Annotated in this window: 18 protein-coding genes; 2 read left to right on the top strand and 16 right to left on the bottom strand. The window is 59.1% G+C overall.

What is annotated here, in order from left to right; all coding sequences use genetic code 11:
• Window positions 1–19 precede the first annotated feature (19 nt).
• The 12 genes from glmU to pcsA all read right to left on the bottom strand — a co-directional run bounded on the left by glmU (window position 20) and on the right by pcsA (window position 13,422).
• Window positions 20–1,381 carry a bifunctional UDP-N-acetylglucosamine diphosphorylase/glucosamine-1-phosphate N-acetyltransferase GlmU gene (gene glmU / locus ASC90_RS10425; protein WP_056539301.1) on the bottom strand — a complete coding sequence of 454 codons (1,362 nt, stop codon included), beginning with the start codon at window positions 1,379–1,381 and terminating at the stop codon, window positions 20–22.
• Between the two features lie 84 nt (window positions 1,382–1,465).
• Window positions 1,466–2,218 carry a FadR/GntR family transcriptional regulator gene (locus tag ASC90_RS10430; protein WP_056539305.1) on the bottom strand — a complete coding sequence of 251 codons (753 nt, stop codon included), beginning with the start codon at window positions 2,216–2,218 and terminating at the stop codon, window positions 1,466–1,468.
• A gap of 14 nt (window positions 2,219–2,232) precedes the next feature.
• Window positions 2,233–3,201, bottom strand: coding sequence for a galactofuranose ABC transporter, permease protein YjfF (yjfF, locus tag ASC90_RS10435; RefSeq protein WP_056539307.1), 969 nt, complete (start codon window positions 3,199–3,201; stop codon window positions 2,233–2,235).
• Window positions 3,198–4,217 (bottom strand): ABC transporter permease, encoded by a 1,020-nt coding sequence (locus ASC90_RS10440; protein ID WP_056539311.1) that lies wholly within the window; start codon window positions 4,215–4,217, stop codon window positions 3,198–3,200. Before ASC90_RS10440 ends, yjfF begins: the two co-directional genes overlap by 4 nt.
• A complete protein-coding gene (gene ytfR / locus ASC90_RS10445; RefSeq protein ID WP_056539314.1) occupies window positions 4,214–5,737 on the bottom strand; it encodes a galactofuranose ABC transporter, ATP-binding protein YtfR in 1,524 nt (507 codons plus the stop codon). The genes ASC90_RS10440 and ytfR overlap by 4 nt, the downstream gene beginning before the upstream one ends.
• A gap of 119 nt (window positions 5,738–5,856) precedes the next feature.
• The gene (gene ytfQ / locus ASC90_RS10450; RefSeq protein ID WP_056539317.1) at window positions 5,857–6,819 is read right to left on the bottom strand and encodes a galactofuranose ABC transporter, galactofuranose-binding protein YtfQ; all 963 of its coding nucleotides are present in this window, start codon (window positions 6,817–6,819) and stop codon (window positions 5,857–5,859) included.
• A gap of 149 nt (window positions 6,820–6,968) precedes the next feature.
• On the bottom strand, window positions 6,969–8,042 hold the full coding sequence (locus tag ASC90_RS10455) for a BMP family ABC transporter substrate-binding protein (protein WP_056539320.1): 1,074 nt from the start codon (window positions 8,040–8,042) through the stop codon (window positions 6,969–6,971).
• Window positions 8,043–8,093: 51 nt separating this feature from the next.
• Window positions 8,094–9,014, bottom strand: coding sequence for an ABC transporter permease (locus ASC90_RS10460; protein ID WP_056539323.1), 921 nt, complete (start codon window positions 9,012–9,014; stop codon window positions 8,094–8,096).
• On the bottom strand, window positions 9,011–10,096 hold the full coding sequence (locus tag ASC90_RS10465) for an ABC transporter permease (RefSeq protein WP_056539325.1): 1,086 nt from the start codon (window positions 10,094–10,096) through the stop codon (window positions 9,011–9,013). Before ASC90_RS10465 ends, ASC90_RS10460 begins: the two co-directional genes overlap by 4 nt.
• Window positions 10,086–11,660: an ABC transporter ATP-binding protein gene (locus ASC90_RS10470; RefSeq protein WP_056539328.1), complete on the bottom strand. Its 1,575-nt coding sequence runs from the start codon at window positions 11,658–11,660 to the stop codon at window positions 10,086–10,088. The genes ASC90_RS10465 and ASC90_RS10470 overlap by 11 nt, the downstream gene beginning before the upstream one ends.
• A 42-nt stretch (window positions 11,661–11,702) precedes the next feature.
• Window positions 11,703–12,683: a quinone oxidoreductase gene (locus tag ASC90_RS10475; protein ID WP_056539331.1), complete on the bottom strand. Its 981-nt coding sequence runs from the start codon at window positions 12,681–12,683 to the stop codon at window positions 11,703–11,705.
• A gap of 10 nt (window positions 12,684–12,693) precedes the next feature.
• Window positions 12,694–13,422, bottom strand: a complete 729-nt coding sequence (gene pcsA / locus ASC90_RS10480; RefSeq protein WP_056539334.1) for a phosphatidylcholine synthase — start codon at window positions 13,420–13,422, stop codon at window positions 12,694–12,696.
• A 246-nt stretch (window positions 13,423–13,668) separates the two neighbouring features.
• Between pcsA and ASC90_RS10485 the strand changes: the two genes are divergently transcribed.
• Window positions 13,669–14,481: a ferredoxin--NADP reductase gene (locus ASC90_RS10485; RefSeq protein WP_056539337.1), complete on the top strand. Its 813-nt coding sequence runs from the start codon at window positions 13,669–13,671 to the stop codon at window positions 14,479–14,481.
• A gap of 48 nt (window positions 14,482–14,529) precedes the next feature.
• Here ASC90_RS10485 and ASC90_RS10490 read toward each other — a convergent pair whose 3' ends face one another.
• Window positions 14,530–15,144, bottom strand: coding sequence for a GntR family transcriptional regulator (locus tag ASC90_RS10490; RefSeq protein WP_056539340.1), 615 nt, complete (start codon window positions 15,142–15,144; stop codon window positions 14,530–14,532).
• Window positions 15,145–15,238: 94 nt separating this feature from the next.
• Between ASC90_RS10490 and ASC90_RS10495 the strand changes: the two genes are divergently transcribed.
• On the top strand, window positions 15,239–16,135 hold the full coding sequence (locus tag ASC90_RS10495; RefSeq protein ID WP_056539341.1) for a dihydrodipicolinate synthase family protein: 897 nt from the start codon (window positions 15,239–15,241) through the stop codon (window positions 16,133–16,135).
• 46 nt (window positions 16,136–16,181) lie between these two features.
• Here the strand turns inward: ASC90_RS10495 and ASC90_RS10500 are convergent, their stop codons facing one another.
• The 3 genes from ASC90_RS10500 to ASC90_RS10510 are packed head-to-tail and all read right to left on the bottom strand — an operon-like array spanning window position 16,182 to window position 19,409.
• Window positions 16,182–17,390, bottom strand: a complete 1,209-nt coding sequence (locus tag ASC90_RS10500; protein ID WP_056539344.1) for an ABC transporter permease — start codon at window positions 17,388–17,390, stop codon at window positions 16,182–16,184.
• Complete coding sequence (locus ASC90_RS10505; RefSeq protein ID WP_056539349.1) at window positions 17,380–18,096, bottom strand: ABC transporter ATP-binding protein; 717 nt, start codon at window positions 18,094–18,096, stop codon at window positions 17,380–17,382. The genes ASC90_RS10500 and ASC90_RS10505 overlap by 11 nt, the downstream gene beginning before the upstream one ends.
• Window positions 18,097–18,107: 11 nt before the next feature.
• Entirely contained in the window at window positions 18,108–19,409 is a 1,302-nt protein-coding gene (locus tag ASC90_RS10510) for an efflux RND transporter periplasmic adaptor subunit (protein WP_056539350.1), read from the bottom strand.
• Window positions 19,410–19,549: the final 140 nt, after the last annotated feature.

The following is a 19,549-nucleotide window of genomic DNA, read 5'->3' on the forward strand; positions in this document are numbered from 1 at the left end:
CGGCCGTTACGGAAGGCGGCTAGCCTTTTGCCTTCTTCGCAGCCTTTATCGCGAGTGCAAGTTCGCGCAGCACAGTTGCCCGACCTGGCTTCAGTTCCTGGCGCGCCCGACCGAGTGCAAGCGCACCTGCTGGAACATCCGAAGTGATGACACTGCCTGAAGCGACATAGGCGTTGTTGCCAATGCTGACCGGCGCCACCAGCGAGGAGTTGGACCCGATGAAAGCGTTCTCGCCGATCAGCGTCTCGTGCTTGTTGACGCCGTCGTAGTTGCAGGTAATCGTCCCCGCGCCGATGTTCGTTCCGGCGCCTACGGTCGCGTCGCCGACATAGGTCAGGTGGTTGACCTTGGCGCCCTCGCCGAGCTTCGCGTTCTTCACCTCGCAGAAGTTTCCGACCTTTGAGCTTGCTCCCAGATCGGCGCCGGGCCGCAGCCGCGCATAGGGTCCGACGGTTGCGCCGGCGCTGACATGTGCTCCTTCGATATGCGAAAACGCGTGGATGACCGCTCCGCCATCGATCACTGTACCAGGCCCGAACACCACGTTCGGTTCGATCAATGCATCCTGACCGACGACAGTGTCGTACGACAAGAACACGGTTTCGGGTGCGATCATCGTCACGCCCGAAATCATCATGTCGTGCCGCCGCCGCGCCTGCCAAAGGCCTTCGATGACGGCGAGTTCGGCGCGATTGTTGCAGCCGGTCATCTCGACTTCTGGCGCGTCGACAGCCGTAACGCGGCCACCCGCCGAGCGTGCGATTTCGACGAGGTCCGTCAGGTAATATTCGCCCTTGGCGTTGCTGTTTCCGATGCGCGACAGGAGATCGAGTGCCTTGCGGCCGTTGATCGCCATCAAGCCGCTGTTGCACCACGTAACGGCGCGCTCGGCATCTGTGGCATCCTTTTCCTCGCGAATGGCGATCAGTTCACCGTCCTTGACCAAAAGACGGCCGTAGCCCGTAGGCTTGTCGGTGTGAAAGCCGATCACGACGATGTCGCTCCCGTCGGCCAACGCCTGGCGGGCTGCCTTCAGCGGCTCCTCTGTCTGCAGGGGAACGTCCCCGTAGGTGACGATGATGTCGTCATATCCGCGCGCGATCGCTTCTCGCGCCGCGAGCACCGCATGACCGGTGCCGAGCCGCTCCTTCTGGAGATAGGTCTCGATCTCGACCCCGCTGGTTTTCGCGGCCTTGGCCACGTCCTCAGCATCACGGCCGACGACGAGGGCAACGGACGAAATATTGGTCTTCGCAACAGCATCGACGACATGGGCGATCATCGGGCGGTTCGCAACTGCGTGCAGAACCTTCGATTTCGACGATTTCATCCGCGTGCTGTCACCTGCAGCGAGAATGACGGCAAGACAAGTGCGTTCCATGATCTGCTCCGAGAATCCGTTTAAAGGCAGCTCTTCGCTGCCTCATAGCAGCAACACCACCGAGCGACAAAGATCAAAAGAAGGCTAGGCAGAGGCTTTGGTCATCGCCGCATAGGCTTCTCGCACGTGATCGCGACCGTCGATGATGACAGCTTCCATCGCTTTGCGGGCACCCGCAACATCCCCGGCGACGATCGCATCGACAATATGCATGTGCGTTTCGGCGATGTTGGAGAAGCCATTCTGCGATGGTGGTGTGCTGATCCTGAACATGCCGACGAGCGCAGCTTCGATAAGACTTCCCAAGGTTCGCATAAACGGATTGTGGGAAGAATCGGCAACCGCGAGATGGAAGTGCAGGTCGGCAAGAGCAAGGCTGTCGGTCGTGTGATCGGAAGCCGCCATGTCCATCGCCAAGGCCCGCAGTTGCTCGATATCACGGCTGTTCGCACGCTCGGCAACGAGGCCGGCCGCGAAAGGTTCAAAGGCAAGCCTGATATCGTAGAGCTGCAGCAGGAACTCTTCGGTGACGCCACTGTCGAAATGCCAGGCGATGATCTCGCTGTCGAACATGTTCCAGAGGTTCTTTTCGGTCACGCGCGTGCCGACACGAGCCTTGGCGACGATCATTCCCTTCGCTGCAAGAGTCTTCATCGTTTCTCGAAGGACGGTTCGCGAGACCTTGAAGCGCTGGGCAAGCTCGGCATCGCCTGGCAGAATGCTTCCCACGGAATATGTGCCTGCGACGATCGCTCTGCCGAGCTCATCCACCACCTGTGCATGACTGGTGCGTGACTTGCGCCCTGTTTTTCCCGTTTCGAGCAATCTATTTTGCAACGACTACGTCCCCCCTAGGCATACCTCTTGTTCAAGCTGGACAGGAAGAGAATACCTTTCTGCATCAGGATGAATGCAAAAAGCAAAAGCCCGATCAAGATTTTCGTCCACCAGCTCGATAGCGTTCCGTCGAATGTGATGTACGTCTGGATGAGCCCCTGTATCAGGATGCCTATGAAGGTTCCTGCCACGAATCCTGCCCCCCCGGTCAGCAGCGTCCCCCCAATGACGACTGCCGCAATGGCGTCGAGTTCGACGCCGACCGCTGCCAGCGAATAACCGGCAGATGTATATAGTGAAAAAACGATTCCGGACAGACCGGCAAGAAAGCCGGACAGCGCGTAGATCTGAATCGTCGTGCGTCCGACAGGCACACCCATCAACTGAGCGGTCTGAGCGCCGCCGCCAAGGGCATAGACATTGGTGCCGAAGCGGGTTCGATGCGCCAGGAAGATGCCCGCGGCGAAAACAACGAGCATGACGATGCCGACTAGCGTCAGTCGCCCGCCACCCGGCATCCTGTAATACAGGCCGGCAAGCGTGCTGTAGTAGTCATGATTGATCGGTATGCTGTCGATTGACATCACGAACGCCATACCCCGGGCCAGGAACATGCCGGCAAGGGTTACGATGAAAGCCGGCATTTCCAAGTAGTGGATGATGGCGCCCATGATACCACCGAAGGCCGTCGTGATGACCAGTACGAGGGCGAAGGCCACCAGCGGATGGATCGTCGTGTTCTGCAGAATGACTGCCAGAAACACACCGGTGAAAGCAATCACCGACCCGATAGACAGGTCGATGCCGCCGGAGATGATCACGAACGTCATGCCGACTGCGGCGATGCCGAGAAACGCATTGTCGGTAAGCAGGTTCCCAACCACGCGCGTGGACAGGATGTTCGGATACTGCAGCGCGCAGACGGCATAGGACAGGATGAAGATCACGATGGTTGCCAGCAGCGGCAGGTATTTCGAGTTCATTGCGGCTGTGCTCCCTTGACAGCGCTCGATCGTCTACGCAGGAAGACGGATGCCGACTGTACTGCTGGCGACTGGATGACAAGGATGACGATGACGATCACAGCCTTGATGATCAGGTTGAATTCCGGCGGGAAGCCCGAGAGCAGGATGCCGGTGTTGATCGCCTGAATGATTACGGCGCCGATCAGGGAGCCGAGGATGCTGAAACGCCCCCCAAGCAACGAATTGCCGCCCACCACCACGGCAAGGATGGCATCAAGCTCCAGCCAGAGACCGGCATTGTTCGCATCGGCTCCCTTGATGTCGGCAGCAACGATAATGCCCGCAATCGACGCACAGAGGCCGCTGAGAACATAGACCGCCATCAGTAGCACCGGGGTCCTTACGCCAGAGAGCGTACTCGCTCTGCGGTTGATGCCGGTGGCTTCGATCAGCATGCCAAGCGCAGTGCGCCTGACGAGCAGGATGACAAGGGCCCCCATGACAACGGAGATGACGACCGGCATTGGCATGAAGGCAAAAGAACCGCTTCCGAAAAATATCAGGCCGTCGTCGTTGAAGGTCATGATCACGCCTTCGGTAATCAATTGCGCGATGCCGCGCCCGGCCACCATGAGGACAAGAGTCGCGATGATTGGCTGGATATTGAGGACGGCGACCAGGAAGCCGTTCCAGATTCCGCACAACACTCCGACGCCGATGGTCGTCAGAAGTGTCACGGCGAGCGAATGGCCGGAGACGATGGACGATGCAGCCACGGCCCCACAAATCGCTACGACGGCACCGACCGACAGGTCGATTCCCTTCGTGGCAATGACAAGCGTCATGCCGATAGCCAGCAGCGCCACCGGCGCACCGCGGTTCAACACGTCGATCAAGCTGCCATAGAACCGCCCGTTCTGGATGATCACATTAAAGAACTGCGGGAACATGATGAAATTCAAAAGAAGAATTACAGCAAGGGCAATGAGTTGCGGAGCCAGCCGGATCACCAAAGCATTCAGCGAGGATTTCATGCATCCTCCGTTTTCTTTTGCGCCGCAGCGATCGCATTGACGATGTGAGTTGCACTCACGTTTTCGCCGGCGAGCTCAGCAATGTGCTCGCGATCACGAAGCACGAGAACGCGTGAGCTGTAGGCGATAAGTTCTTCCAGTTCCGAAGAGATCACGATCAACGACATACCTTTTGCACACAGATCTTCGATCAGGTGGATGATTTCCGCATGGGCGCCGACATCGATGCCGCGCGTCGGTTCGTCCAGGATTAAAAAATCGGGATTGGTTGCCAGCCAGCGCGCGAGAATTGCCTTCTGTTGGTTGCCGCCTGACAGGAGCCGGATTGGCTTTTCCCTATCCGTCGTCCGGATGTCGAGTGCCGCGATGTACTTGTCCGCCAAAGCGTTCTGCTCGCCACGGGAGAGCGGTCGCGCCCAGCCCCTGCGGGCTTGCAGCGCAAGCGCGATGTTCTCGCGAATGGAGAGATCGCCGATGATACCGTCAGTCTTGCGGTCCTCGGGGCAGAATCCGAAACCGTTGCGGATGGCTGCGCGCGGGCTCGACAAGGTCACCGGTTTGCCGTCAATCTCTGCCGAGCCGCTGTCGGCGTGCTCGATCCCGAATAGCAGTTCGGCCGTTTCGGTTCGGCCCGAGCCGAGCAGACCAGCGACGCCCACGACCTCTCCGACGCGGACCTCGAGATCAAAAGGCTTCACCTTGCCGCGCTTGCCGTAACCGTGGAAGCGATATTTCACTGCTCCTGAACTCGGCAAACGCTGCCCCGCCGACGCTTCGGCACTCGCCAGTTCATGGCCGAGCATCATCGAGATGAGCCCTTGTCTCGGCAAATCGGAACTTGCTCGCGTTCCCACCAGTCTGCCATTTCGCAGAACGGTGATGCGGTCGCTGATCTCATATACCTGCTCTAGAAAATGAGTAATAAACACAATTCCTAATCCGCGCTTCTTCAAGTCACGAATGATGCGGAAAAGCATGGCCACTTCCTGAGTGTCCAGGCTTGCCGTCGGCTCATCAAGAATGAGAACCTTGCCCGAAAGGTCAACGGCTCGCGCAATGGCCACGACCTGCTGAACAGCGACCGAAAAGCGATCGAGCTGTGCAGTGACATCGATGTCCATGCCATATTGCCGGAGCAGTTCGCGAGCCTGCTGGTTCATTTTGCGGACGTCGATCATCCCGAACCGCTTGGGCTGGCGGCCGATGAAAAGATTCTCGGCGACGCTCAAATTCGGCAGGAGGTTGACCTCCTGATACACTGTCCCGATTCCCAACTTCTGAGCCGCGAGCGTGTCGGCGGGATCGATCGCGGCGCCATCCAGCAACAGTATCCCCTCGTCGCGGCGATAGGCGCCGGTCATGCACTTGATAAGCGTCGACTTGCCAGCGCCGTTTTCACCAAGCAGCGCATGCACTTCGCCCTTGCGAAGGGTGAAATCAACCTTGTCGAGCGCAACCGCGCCGGGGAAGAATTTCGACACGCCGGAGGCTGCGAGAACGTTCTCGAAATCGTGAATCATGAAAGCAATATTTCCTGATATTGACCGATCATGCCGCCTCGTCGCCGGACATGAAGTCCCGCCCGAGCCGGCAGTTCCCGCACCGGCCCATGATGGGCCGGTGCGGTTCTAGCGTCAAATCAGTAGCCGAGGCCCTTCTTGGCTTCGTAGACCTTCTTCGGGTCGTCCGCCTGCGTGTAGAGCTTCGATTCCGTCTGGATCCATTTCGGCGGAGCCTTCTTGTCCTTTAGATATGCATCGAGCACATCAAATGCAGGTCCGGCCATGTTCGGCGTCAGTTCAACGGTCGCATTGGCTTCGCCCGCTTCCATCGCCTTGAAGATGTCCGGAACGGCGTCGATCGAGACGACGAGAATATCCGTGCCTGGCTTCAGGCCAGCTTCCTTGATTGCCTGGATGCCGCCGACAGCCATGTCGTCGTTGTGTGCGTAGAGAGCGCAGATGTTCTTGCCGCCGTTCTCCGCTTTCAGGAAGCTTTCCATGACTTCCTTACCCTTGGTACGGGTAAAGTCGCCGGTCTGGCTGCGGACGATCTTGAAGTTCGACTTGCCGGCAATGGCCTCTTCGAAGCCCTTCTTGCGGGCGATCGCCGGCGACGAGCCGGTCGTGCCCTGAAGCTCGACGATGCTGCAATTCTTGTCGCCAATGGTCTTTACCAGCCAGTCACCGGCAACCTTGCCTTCATGAACCTGGTCGGATGTCACAGCGGTCAGATAGAGATCCTCTGGAGCCTTGATCGTACGGTCCAACAGGATAACCGGGATCTCGGACTCCTTGGCTTCCTTCAGCACCGAGTCCCAACCCGTTTCAACCACGGGGGCAAGGAAAATGGCATTGACGCCCTGTGCAATAAACGAGCGGATCGCCTTGATCTGGTTTTCCTGCTTCTGTTGTGCGTCCGCAAATTTCAAGTCAACGCCACGCTTTTTGGCCTCTTCCTTGGTGACAGTCGTTTCGGCAGCGCGCCAGCCGGATTCCGAACCGATCTGGGAAAAGCCGACAACGAGTTCGGCCGCCGACGCTGAACCAAACGTGCAGGCAGCAAGAATGGTGGCACTCAAGAGTGCAGTCTTCAATTTCATGATTTCCTCCCAACGCCGCCTCCAGGCGGCACAAGGTGAAAAAATCATATAGTATTACTTTTGTAAATGCACTTTGTGGTATGCAGTGCAGCAAAAAGGGCGCCCGAAGCGGGCGCCCTTTCGCAACTGCGAATTGAGATGTGCTGCAATCACTTCGGCAGCTTATCGTCGACGCCTTCGACGTAGAAGTTCATGCCGAGAAGCGTCTTGTCGTCAGCCTTTTCACCAGCCTTCAACCACGGTGTGCCATCCTGCTTGTTGATCGGTCCGGTGAACGGGTGCACCTCGCCCGACTTGATCTTGGCCTCAGTTTCCTGGGCCATCTTTTTCACGTCGTCAGGCATGTTGGTGTAGTCGGCCATCTTGAGGATGCCGTCTTTCAGGCCGTCCCAGCTCTGCTCGGACTTCCAGGTGCCGTCGAGAAGTGCATGCACGCGCTTGGAGTAGTAGGTGCCCCACGTATCAACGATCGCTGTCAGCTGCGCCTTTGGACCGGCTGCAATCATGTCAGAAGCCTGGCCGAACGCATGGATGCCCCGCTCTTCAGCGACCTGCATTGGCGCGGTCGTGTCGGTGTGCTGCGTCAGCACGTCGACGCCCTGGTCGACCATGGCCTTTGCGGCATCAGCTTCCTTGCCAGGGTCGAACCAGGTGTTCACCCAGATGACCTTCAGCTTAAAGTCCGGATCGATCGACTTGGCACCCTGTTCGAAGGCGTTGATGCCCATGACGACTTCCGGGATCGGGAAAGATGCGATGTAGGCGGCGCCGTGATTCTTCGAGGTCTTGGCCGCGATCTGGCCGAGGATGTAGCGGCCTTCATAGAAGCGCGAGTTATAGGTCGCGAGGTTCGGGCCGGACTTGTAGCCGGTACCGTGTTCGAACTTCACGTTCGGGAACTTCGCAGCAACCTTGACCGTTGCGTCCATAAAGCCGAAAGACGTCGTGAAGATCAGCTTGCAGCCCGAACGCGCAAGGCGCTCGATGGCGCGCTCGGCATCTGGGCCTTCGGGAACGTTTTCGAGATAGGGCGTGTCGATTTTGTCGCCGAATTCCTTCTGGATCTGCTGGCGGCCGAGATCGTGAGCCTGCGAATAGCCGCCGTCGGTGTGCGAGCCGACATAGACGAAGCAGATCTTGGTCTTGTCAGCGGCCTGCGCGGTCGAGCCGACGCTGAGGATGGCAGCTGCCGATGCGGCAAATGCAAGTGCTAGTCTTTTCATGATAACCCCTGTTGGTTTGAAGTTTGCGGAGCGCTTTGCAGCTTTTCTTGTTCAACGCTCCGGGACGAAAGGCTTTCCCAGCGACGCAGGCGTATTGATCAACGTCGTGCGGCGATTATGAGAAATGATGACCAGAACCACAATAGTGGCGGCGTAGGGCAGCATCGACAGGAACTGTGCCGGAATGCCGACACCAAATGCCTGCGCATGCAGTTGCAGGATGGTGACTGCGCCGAACAGATAGCCGCCGGCGAAAACGCGCCATGGCCGCCACGACGCGAAGACCACAAGCGCCAGGGTTATCCAGCCTCGACCGGATGACATGTTCTCCACCCACTGCGGCGTGTAGACGAGCGAGAGCTGTGCGCCGGCCAGTCCGGCGCATGCCCCGCCAAACATCACTGCTAGATAGCGAGTGCGGATGACGCTGATGCCGAGCGCGTGCGCCGAACCATGGCTGTCGCCTATAGCGCGCAGCTTGAGGCCGGTTCGGCTTCTGAACAGGAACCAGCTGACGCCGAAAAGGAGCGCCAGGGATAGATAGAAGGTCAGATCCTGCCTGAACAGGGCGGAACCTATGAGCGGTATGTTCGAAAGATACGGAACAACGATGGGAGCGAGCCGCACGCCAGGGACGCCCACATACCCCTCACCTAGCATTCCCGAGACCCCGAGGCCCAGAATCGTCAGAGCCAGACCGGTCGCCACCTGATTGGCGACAAGCGTCAAGGTCAAAAAGCCGAACAGAAGGGAAAAGAGCGCGCCCGCACCGATCCCCGCAAGCAAGCCGACATAGGGCGAACCGGTAACCTGTGCGCCGGCGAAGGCTGCGACAGCGCCCATGATCATCATCCCCTCGACACCGAGATTGAGCACCCCGGACCTCTCTGTAACGAGTTCGCCAAGTGCAGCGATCACAAGTGGGGTCGACGCGGTGATGACGGTCAGAAGAATTGCTTCGAAGATGCTCATGCCACGCCTCCCCGCACCCGAGACCAGACCACGCGGATCTTGTAGTAGATCAGGGTGTCGCAAGAGAGGACGAAGAAAAGCAGAAGGCCCTGGAAGACACGGGTGACCTTGTCGGACACGCCGATCGACAACTGCGCCGCCTCACCGCCAAGATAGGTTAACGCCAGTACCAGACCCGAAGCAATGATGCCGAGTGGATTGAGACGGCCGAGAAATGCGACAATGATCGCCGTGAAGCCATAGCCGGGCGAGATTGCCGGTTGAAGGTGCCCAATGGAACCCGATACCTCGGAAATCCCGGCCAAGCCTGCCAGCGCACCGGAAAACATAAAGCTGAACCAGATCATCTTCTTCGACGAGAAGCCGGCGAAGCGCCCTGCCCGCTCGGATTGACCGAGCACCACAATCTCGAAGCCACGCAAAGTGTATTTCAGCATGAACCAGACGAGGATGGCGGCGAAGATGGCAAAGACGAACGCCCAGTGCGCGCGGCCGGATTCCTCCCATATTGGCGGCAACGTCGCCTCCGGCGGGAACGGCACGCTTTCGGGAAAATTGAGGCCCTCCGGGTTGCGCCAGGCGCCACGAATCAGCCAATCGAGGAAGAGCTGTGCAATATAGACGAGCATCAGGCTCGTCAGGATTTCGTTGGTGTTGAAGTGCGCCTTGAGCAGCGCCGGGATAGCCGCAAAGAGCGCCCCGCCGATCGCCCCCATGATCAGCATCAGCGGCAGCACCATCGGCGAGTGCCAACCGGTGAACAGGATCGGTAGTGCCGAGCCGGTGATGGCGCCAATGGTAAACTGCCCCTCGGCGCCGATGTTCCAGTTGTTGGAGCGATAGCAGACCGCCAGCCCGACGGCGATCATGATCAGCGGCGCCGCTTTGACGGCGAGCTCGTGCAGTGACCAGACCTCGAGCAGAGGTTCGAGAAAGAATGCATCGAGCGCATCGACCGGATTCTTGCCCAGGATCGCAAACATGACGGCCCCGGCGGTAAGTGTCAGTACAAGCGCCAGAAGAGGCGATGCGAGACCGTAGAGTTTGGACGCCTGCGGGCGTTTTTCGAGTTCAATACGCATCGGGCGTTTCCGATGCTGTCTTGCTTTCGTGCAGCCCGCCCATCAAGAGACCTATCTTTTCGCGCGTTAGCTCACCGGCAGCAAAGGGCTGCGACAGACGCCCCTCGGAGATAACCGCGATTTCCGTTGCGACCTCGAAAATCTCATCGAGATCCTGGCTGATGACCACCACGGCGGAGCCGTTGCGCGCAAGGTCGACCAGTGCCTGACGGATGCGGCTGGCCGCCCCTGCATCAACCCCCCAGGTCGGCTGGTTGACGACCAGAACCGCGGGCTGGCGATCGAGTTCGCGGCCCACGATGAATTTTTGCAGGTTGCCGCCCGAGAGCGAGCCTGCGGCAGGATCGTCGCCGCTCTTGCGCACATCCATCGCCTCGGAAATGCGCCTGGCGGCGTTCCTCACCGCGCTACGGCGAATGACCTTGAGAAAGCCACCAGCGAGGAATGCCCTGCGGTCGGACTGGCTGCGCGCCAGGACCAGATTGTCGGACAGCTTCATCGCTGAAACCGCGGCGTGGCCATGGCGCTCTTCCGGGACGAAGCCAGCGCCGAGCAGGCGTCGAGCCGTAATCCCCTGGGTTCCAACGGGCTTGTTGCGAATGGTGACCGCACCCGAAGCCGAAACCGGATACTCCCCCGATAGCGCGTCGAACAACTCGCCTTGGCCGTTTCCGGCAACCCCGGCGATCGCCAAGATCTCGCCGGAGCGCACCGCCAGCGAAACATCCTGGAGCGGCATGGCGAACGGCGTCCGGGGGGCGACCGAGAGGTTGGAAACTGCCAGTTGGACATCGCCTTTGCTGCCACGGTCTGGATGCGTGACGGTGGCCACGTCGTTGCCCACCATCATCCGGGCAAGCGATGCCGGCGTCTGCTGGCGCGGGTCGCATGCGCCGGTCACCTGACCATGCCGGAGAACGGTGGCGCGATCACAGATGCGCTGCACTTCCTCAAGGCGATGGCTGATGTAGAGAACGGAACGGCCTTCCGACTTCAGCTTGAACAGGGTCTCGAAGAGCCGGTCGGCCTCCTGCGGTGTCAGGACCGAGGTGGGCTCGTCGAGGATGATGAGTTTTGGGTTTTGCAGAAGTGCGCGCACGATCTCGATACGTTGACGTTCACCGACCGAGAGGTCCGCGACGTGGGCATGTGGATCAAGCGGCAGGCCATAGGCGCGCGACAACGCCCTCGCCTCCTCTGCAATCCTGCCGATAGGAATGCTGTCGTCCAGGGAAAGCGCGATATTTTCGGCAACAGTCAAGGCCTCGAACAGCGAGAAATGCTGAAAGACCATACCGATGCCAAGCTTGCGGGCGTTCCCGGGCGAGTCGATCGAAACAGGCCGCCCTTCCCATACGATATGTCCATCCGTCGGTGCCAGAACGCCGAAAAGCATCTTGACCAACGTCGACTTGCCGGCGCCGTTCTCGCCGAGAAGAGCATGGATCTCGCCTGGGGCGATATCGAGGTCTATTTGGTTGCAGGCGGCAAAGCTGCCAAAGAGCTTCGTCAGTTTCTGAACCGACAATAACGCACCGGAAGCCGGCACATTCGATGACGACACGTTCCCCTCATTTCCCACCGCCGACCTGTCCGTTCAGGATCATTATGGTATCAGCAGCGTAGTTCCGGTAGTTTTTCTGGCTTCCAGATCCGTGTGAGCCCGCCCAACCTCACGTAACGGATACGTCTGATTGATATTGATACGCACTTTGTTGCTTAAAACAACATCAAATAACGCGTTTGCACAATCCGTTAGCTCTTTCGGGGTTGCGATATAGCTGTAGAGCGTGGGGCGCGTCGCGAACAGTGAGCCCTTCTGCGCAAGGATCGCCAGGGTGAAGTCTTCGATCGGACCGGAGGACTGGCCGAATGCGACGAACATTCCAAGCCGTTTCAGGCAATCCAGCGATTGCGGGAAAGTATCCCGGCCAATGGAATCGTAGACAACGTCGACGCCCGCTCCGCCCGTGATCTCATGCACGCGCTCGACAAAATTATCGCTGTTGTAGTTGATGACATGGTCGTAGCCATGATCGAGCGCCATGCGGGCCTTGTCGTCCGATCCGGCTGTGCCGATAACCTGGGCGCCCAAAGCCTTGGCCCACTGTCCTGCAATCAGACCTACGCCGCCGGCTGCCGCATGAAACAGGATCGTGGTGTCGTGTCCAACCTTGAAGGTCCTGTTCAGCAGATATTGCGCCGTCATTCCCTTCAGCATCATCGAGGCAGCCGTTTCCAGGGGAATACCGTCCGGCACCTTTACAAGATGCTTCGTCTCTATGTTACGCTCGACACTATAGGCGCCATCCGCGCTGGCATAGGCAACCCGGTCGCCAACCCCAAACTCCGTCACCTCCGGCCCGACCGCGACGACTGTTCCGGCAGCTTCCTTGCCGGTCACGAAGGGTAGATGCGGTGCCTTGTACAGCCCGGTCCGAAAATAGACATCGATGAAGTTGAGGCCTATCGCGGCATGCCGGATTTGCACCTGTCCGGTGGAGGGCGGCGGCAGGTCGATTTCAACATAGTCCAGAACCTCTGGACCGCCCGTCTTGGTAAACGTCACCGCCTGCGTTTTCGCCATTTTCTGCTTCCTAGTCCTGACGCCCGAGCACCGGGAGAAACTGCAGCACTGCGCCGACGCAGTAGAGGTAGATACCGCTCGAGACAAAGAGGACAAGCGCCCATTGAGGCGTTTCGAAGTGCATCAGGAGTGAATACATGCCAAGCGCCGACCACAGCAGGAAAATACCCAGATTGAGTGGCCGCAGCCGCTGGACGCGGACCGGATGCAGAAAGTTGATCGGCAGAAACGTAAGGACGACGGAAACGATCACGACTGTCAGCGCAGTGACCGCGCTGGCGTCGATGACGAACAGCGTGAACACGATCATGTTCCACACGACCGGAAATCCTGAAAAGAAGTACTCATCGGTCTTCATGCCCATGTCGGCGTAGTAGATGGCGCTGGAAACCACGATCATGCCCGCGGCGACGAACGACCAGGGTTCACCGATCATTCCACTCTGGTACAAGGCAAACGCCGGCAGGAGCACATAAGTGACGTAGTCTATGATATTGTCCAGCGTGTCGCCCGACCAGTTCGGCAGAACCTCCTTAACCTTCACTTTGCGGGCGATCGGTCCATCTATGCCATCCACCAGCAATGCCAGCCCTAACCACCAGAACATATCGATAAAGCGATGCTCGGCTGCGGCAACCACGCCGAGGAATGCCAGGAAGGAGCCGGAAGCCGTTAGTATATGGACGGAAAAGGCGCGCATTTCCGCATAGGGCACGCGCTTGTAATTGAAAATCTTCATGTTTCCCCGAGCAGCCTATGGCACCCGCGCCCGGCCGGCGCGTTTTTCGCCTAATATGCATCCTTTGCTTCGGTTCGCCAGCGTAAAAGCGACCGGTGCTAGCGGCCCGATCGAATCCTGACAACGTCACGCATATTTCGCGTAGATCGCGCCAGAAAGAATGGAATACCTTTAACTGAGCGCCTATTTGTAATATCTCGCTCGCATCCAGAAGATCATCCGACGAATACGGGATCCGATACCGAAATGAACGCCCCTGCCAAGACCGAAGAATTTGCCTCCCCGATTCCAGCCGGCGTCTATGCCGAGACTGTTCTGAACGTCACGCATTATACGGACCGCCTGTTCCGATTCACGATGACGCGTCCGCAGGGTTTCCGCTTCCGCTCCGGCGAATTCGCGATGATCGGATTGATGGTCGAAGGCAAGCCCGTCTTCCGCGCCTATTCGATCGCAAGCCCAGCCTGGGCCGAGGAACTCGAGTTCTTTTCGATCAAGGTTCCGGATGGCCCGCTAACCTCGCATCTGCAGGCGATCAAGCCCGGCGATCAGGTTCTGATGCGCAAAAAGCCGACAGGCACGCTGGTCCTCGATGCTCTCACGCCCGGCAGTCGACTTTATATGTTCTCGACCGGCACGGGGATCGCGCCCTTTGCAAGCCTGATCCGCGATCCGGAAACCTATGAGAAGTTCGAGGAAGTGATCCTCACCCACACGACCCGCGACGTTGCGGAATTGAAGTACGGCTTTGACCTTGTGGACGAGATCAGGAATGACGAGCTTCTGCAGGAAGTCGTTGGCGACAAACTGCGTCACTATGCGACCGTCACCAGGGAAGACTTCGACCACCGCGGCCGCATTACCGATCTTATCTCGTCGGGCAAGTTCTTTTCAGATCTTGGTGTGCCTCCGCTCGATCCGGCGATCGACCGCGGAATGATTTGCGGTTCTTCGCCCATGCTGAAGGATACGAAGGAACTGCTCGAACAGGCAGGTCTCCATGAAGGCGCCAACAGCAAGCCTGCTGAATTCGTCATCGAACGCGCTTTTGTCGGCTAGGCAGCGTTTGCCGCCGTCGTTATTACGGCTCCGGAGACGGGGCCGTCTTCATTTCTGGCTAAGATAGTCGATCAGCGCTGTCATCGCCTCGCGGGCGCCACCGACCCTACCCTGGTGTATGCTGTCAATGACTGCAACGTGCAACGCGATCGATCGATCCATGCGGTTGGGATTGGCTGTTGAGTACCACAGGCGCCGCGCATGTGTCTGGACAGGCGCCAGCGCCGAGGTGATGAAAGCGTTGGGACACACCTCTTCGAGGATCTCGTCGAACGCCTTGTCTGCAGCGAAGAATGCCGCCAGATCGCCATTGATGGCACATTCGCCCATTGATCGCGCACATACCATCAACTGCTTGCGCTGACCATCATTGGCATGTTCAGCGGCGAGCGCCGCCGCGATCGGCTCAAGCTCCCGACGAACCTGCATGACATTCCCGTGGTCGGACGGCTTGATCTCGGCGACCTGTAGGCCCACGCGCGGTTTCACCATGATCAGGCCCTGCCAGGCGAGCTTCTGGATAGCCTCGCGCACCGGCGTGCGTCCATGCCCCGCCAGGTCGATCAGTTGGCGCTCCGTTACCAGTGCGCCAGGCCGTAGCGCCAGCGTAACGATGGCATGCTCCAGCGCCAGATAGGCAAGATGGCTTTGTGAATTCTCCATCGCGAATCCATTGTCTGTTCTGATATATCACACATTGACATGGCGAGGGCTCGATGGCAAGCTGTGCTGATATATCACAGCCAAGGAGGCAATCATGTGGCGCGGCGTATTTCCGGCAGTAACGACCAAATTCACTGACAGCGGCGATCTCGACATTGCCGAGATGGAGCGCTGCTTCGGCCTGCAGATTGATGCGGGTGTGGACGGTATCATTGTTTGTGGCTCGCTCGGCGAGAACATGACGCTCGAGCCGGACGAGAAGCTTGAAATCCTCAGAATTGCGCGTTCCGCCGCCGGCTCCAAACCCGTCCTGATGACGATCTGCGAGAGTTCGACGAGGCGCGGCGCAGCCGCCGCCAAGGCCGCGGCAAAGGCTGGCGCTGCCGGCTTCATGATTTTGCCGGGTGTGCCTTACAAGTCCAGCCCGGAAGAGACGCTGACACATGTTCAGACTGTTGCTGCTGCGGGCGGTCTGCCTGTCATGGTCTACAACAATCCGATTGCTTACGGTGTCGATGTCTCGATTTCGATGTTCGAAGAACTGGCAAAGAACGATCTCATCGTCGCCATGAAGGAATCGACCGACGATATCCGTCGCATCACGGATGTCTTCAACACCTTCGGCGATCGCTTCGACGTCTTCACCGGTGTCGACAATCTCGCCCTGGAGAGCCTGCTTATGGGTGCGCACGGATGGGTCGCCGGTCTGGTCGTCGCCTTCCCGAAAGAGACGGTGGCAATCTACAAGCTCGTCGCAGCCGGTCGCCTCGATGAGGCTCGTGCGATCTATCGCTGGTTCCGCCCCCTCCTCGATCTCGATGTCTCGACCTTCCTGGTTCAGAACATCAAGCTCGCCGAGGTCTATGCCATCCAGTCGAACGATCGTGTCCGTTCCCCTCGCCTGCCGCTATCAGGCACCGAGCGCGAGCGCGTCGTCGGCGTCATCGAGAAGGCTCTGGAAAACCGTCCGGAACTGCCGAAGATCGGATAGCAGGCACCGGCACCGACGATCGAAAAGGCCGGGCATGTCCCGGCCTTCATTCGTGGCGCAGCGCCTCGATGGGACTGAGCTGTGCGGCTCGCCGCGCCGGGAAATAGCCGAAGATCATGCCGATCGCGGCCGAAAAGACAAATGCCACACCGATCATCATCGGACTGACGACGAACGGAACGTTCAACAGGCTCGTCGCCCCGAAGCCCAGCCCTAGGCCAAGCAGGATGCCGGCAATACCGCCGAACACCGACAGAGCGACCGCTTCGACCAGAAACTGCATCAGGACCTGCCTCTCCAGCGCCCCGATCGCCAGCCTGATGCCGATTTCTCGCGTGCGCTCGGTCACGGACACCAACATGATGTTCATGATGCCAATACCGCCCACCAGCAGGCTGATGGCCGCCACGGCCCCGAGAAGACTGGTGAGCAACATTGTCGTGCCGGTCATCGCCTCGGCGATCTGGGTCATATCGTTGACGCTGAAATCGTCGTCACGGCCCGGCACAATTTTGCGGCGTTCTCGCAACAGGTTTTCCGCCTCCTCCTGAATCTTCGACGTTTCCACACCGTCGCGCGCCGAAATAACGATCATCTGCACGTTGGCATTAGCCCTGCCGCCGATACGGCGCTGATAGACCTTGACGGGCATGACGACCACATCGTCCTGATCGTTGCCCATTCCGGATTGTCCGCGCTTGGCAAGCACTCCGATCACGTTGCAGGAGACCTTGCCGACGCGGATCTGCTGACCGGTGGGATCGGCCGCGCCAAAGAGTTGCGATCGGACGGTCTCGCCCAGAATGCAGCGCGCTCGCCCGCGCTCCTCGGCCGCCTCGAAAGCGCGCCCAACCGCGATATCCCAATCCTGCGCGACCAGATAGTCGTTCGTCGTGCCCATGACCGTTGTCGAATGGCTCTGGCCGCCGTAGATGGCCGTTGCGGTCGTCTGGTTGAGTGGCGCGGTCGCGCGAATGCCGCTGACCTGATCGCGGATTGCTTCGACATCCCTGACGGTAAAGCGCCTCGCTTCCGAACTCGCTCGGCCGGGCCCGAACTGACCGGGACGTGCAAACAGCATGTTGGTTCCGAGCCGCGACAATTCCGATGTGACTTGGGCCGTGGTGCCGTTGCCGATCGTCACCAGCGCGATGACCGCCGCAACGCCGATGACGACGCCGAGAACCGTGAGGAACGACCGAAGCATGTTGCGGCTGATCGCACGCAATGCAAGCTTGAGCGTCTCAACGAACATGGTCAGCCCCTCCGCTATGCTCGGCCTCCCTTTCGAGCTTCCCGTCGATAAAGCGCAGCAGACGTTGTGCATAGCTGGCGATGTCGGGCTCGTGGGTGACCATCACGATTGTGATGCCCTGCTCGCGGTTCAGTCGCGTCATCAGGTCCATGATCTCAACGCTGGTCCTGGTATCGAGATTGCCGGTCGGTTCGTCGGCGAGCAACAGCGCGGGCTGGGTAACGATTGCCCGAGCAATCGCCACGCGCTGCTGCTGACCACCGGATAGCTCCTGGGTCTTGTGGTGTTCGCGCCCGGAAAGGCCGACGAGCCCCAGGGCCTCCTTGGCCTTTCGGCGACGCTCGCCGGCGTGCATGCCGCGATAGACCAGCGGCAACTCGACATTCTCCACGGCTGAGGTGCGTGGTAGCAAATTGAAACCCTGGAACACGAATCCGAGAATATGGCGACGCAGCAGCGTTAGCTGCCCGCGGTCAAATCCCCGCGTGGAAAGGCCCTCGAACAGGTAGTCTCCAGTTGTAGGCACGTCGAGGCAGCCAAGGATGTTCATGGCAGTTGACTTGCCGGAACCTGACGGACCCATGATAGCTACGAACTCGTGCTGCCGAATCGCGAGATCAACGCCGTCGAGGGCGCGGATTGCCGCCTCGCCTCGACCGTAGATCTTCGACACCTGCCTGAATTCGATGAGTGGCGCGCCTGTCACCTTGTTGCCGCCTATCTCGTCTGCGTCGTTGCGTCGGTGACCACCGCGTCGTTTTCCTTAAGGTCCCCGGAAACGACTTGGGTAAATTGCCCGTCAGATGAACCGACTTGGACGATAACCGGTGTCGGTCTGTTGGCTTTGAGCACCCATATCCGCCGGCTAGCACCGGTCAGCGCACTGCCCTGATTACTGCCTGTTCGCGGACCCATTCGTGGTGGCCTCAAAAGGCCGAAAAGTCCACGATTGCGCGGCGACTCCGCAGCGGGCGGGGAGTATCGGAGTGCGGCATTGGGTACCATGAGCGTGTCCGTCACGGCTTCGACCGTAACATCGGCAGTCGCGGTCATACCCGGACGCAGCAGCAGGTCTGCGTTGGTGACCGACAGGATCGCCTTGTAGGTTACCACATTGTTGGTGGTTTCCGAGGCGAAGCGTATCTGTTTGATTTCAGCCGGGAACGTGCGACTTGGGTAAGCATCGACCGTAAACGTCGCCTTCTGTCCAACCGCGATCTGGCCAACGTCGGCTTCGTCCACGTCTACCTGCAATTCCATCTGTTTCAGGTCGCCGGCGATGACGAAGAGAACGGGAGCGGAAAGCGACGCTGCCACTGTGGCGCCCGGATCGACCGACCGTGTCAGGACGACGCCGTCGATCGGCGAGACGATCTTCGCCTTAGCAAGATTGACCTCGGCTAAGCGCAGGTCGGCTTCGGCCGAGAGAACGGCAGCTTCATTGACCTGCTTTGCCGCCACGGCGGAATCGTATTTGTAACGGGCATCTTCAAGGCTCTGCTGAGTGGAGACATTGCTCTGGACCAGATTGCGCAAGCGCTCGAACGAACTCTGTGCCGATCCGAGGTCGGCGGTCGCCTTGACGACATTCGCCTCGGCCGACGCTAATTTCGCCCGGGAATTCTTGACGTCCGCCTCCAGCTTGTTGGTGTCGAGTACAGCCAGAACCTCGCCCGATTTGACATTGCTGTTGTAGTCGACGTTCACGTCGCGCACGGTGCCAGAAAGTTCGCTGGAAATGTCCACCTGTTCGGTCGGCTGAACCGAACCAGTCGCCGTAACCAGCACGGTCAGATCCCCGCGTTTGGCTGGCAGCGTCGTATAGCTATACTGGCTGCCGCTTCGGCCTGAATAGAAATACGCGGCCGAGCCACCTGCCAGCGCCAGCAGGAGCAACACCAATAAGCGACCACGCCAGCGACCTCTGGTCGTTTTTCTCGACGCTGCGAGAATGGCGGCTAGATCGGGATTTCCGACTGGCGCCGCTTTCGCTTCATTTTTCTTCATAACGTCGTTCATCCGGCCCACTCAATTTTCCGCCAATTCGGCCACCACTGAACCAGGATGCATATCGAACCTGAACCGGCGCTTAGCAGAGGGCGGAATTGGCATAAAATGGACCATAACCGAAATGAAATATTGGTAATGGAAGCAGACGA

Source organism: Rhizobium sp. Root1220 (assembly GCF_001426265.1).
Taxonomy (GTDB): Bacteria; Pseudomonadota; Alphaproteobacteria; order Rhizobiales; family Rhizobiaceae; genus Rhizobium.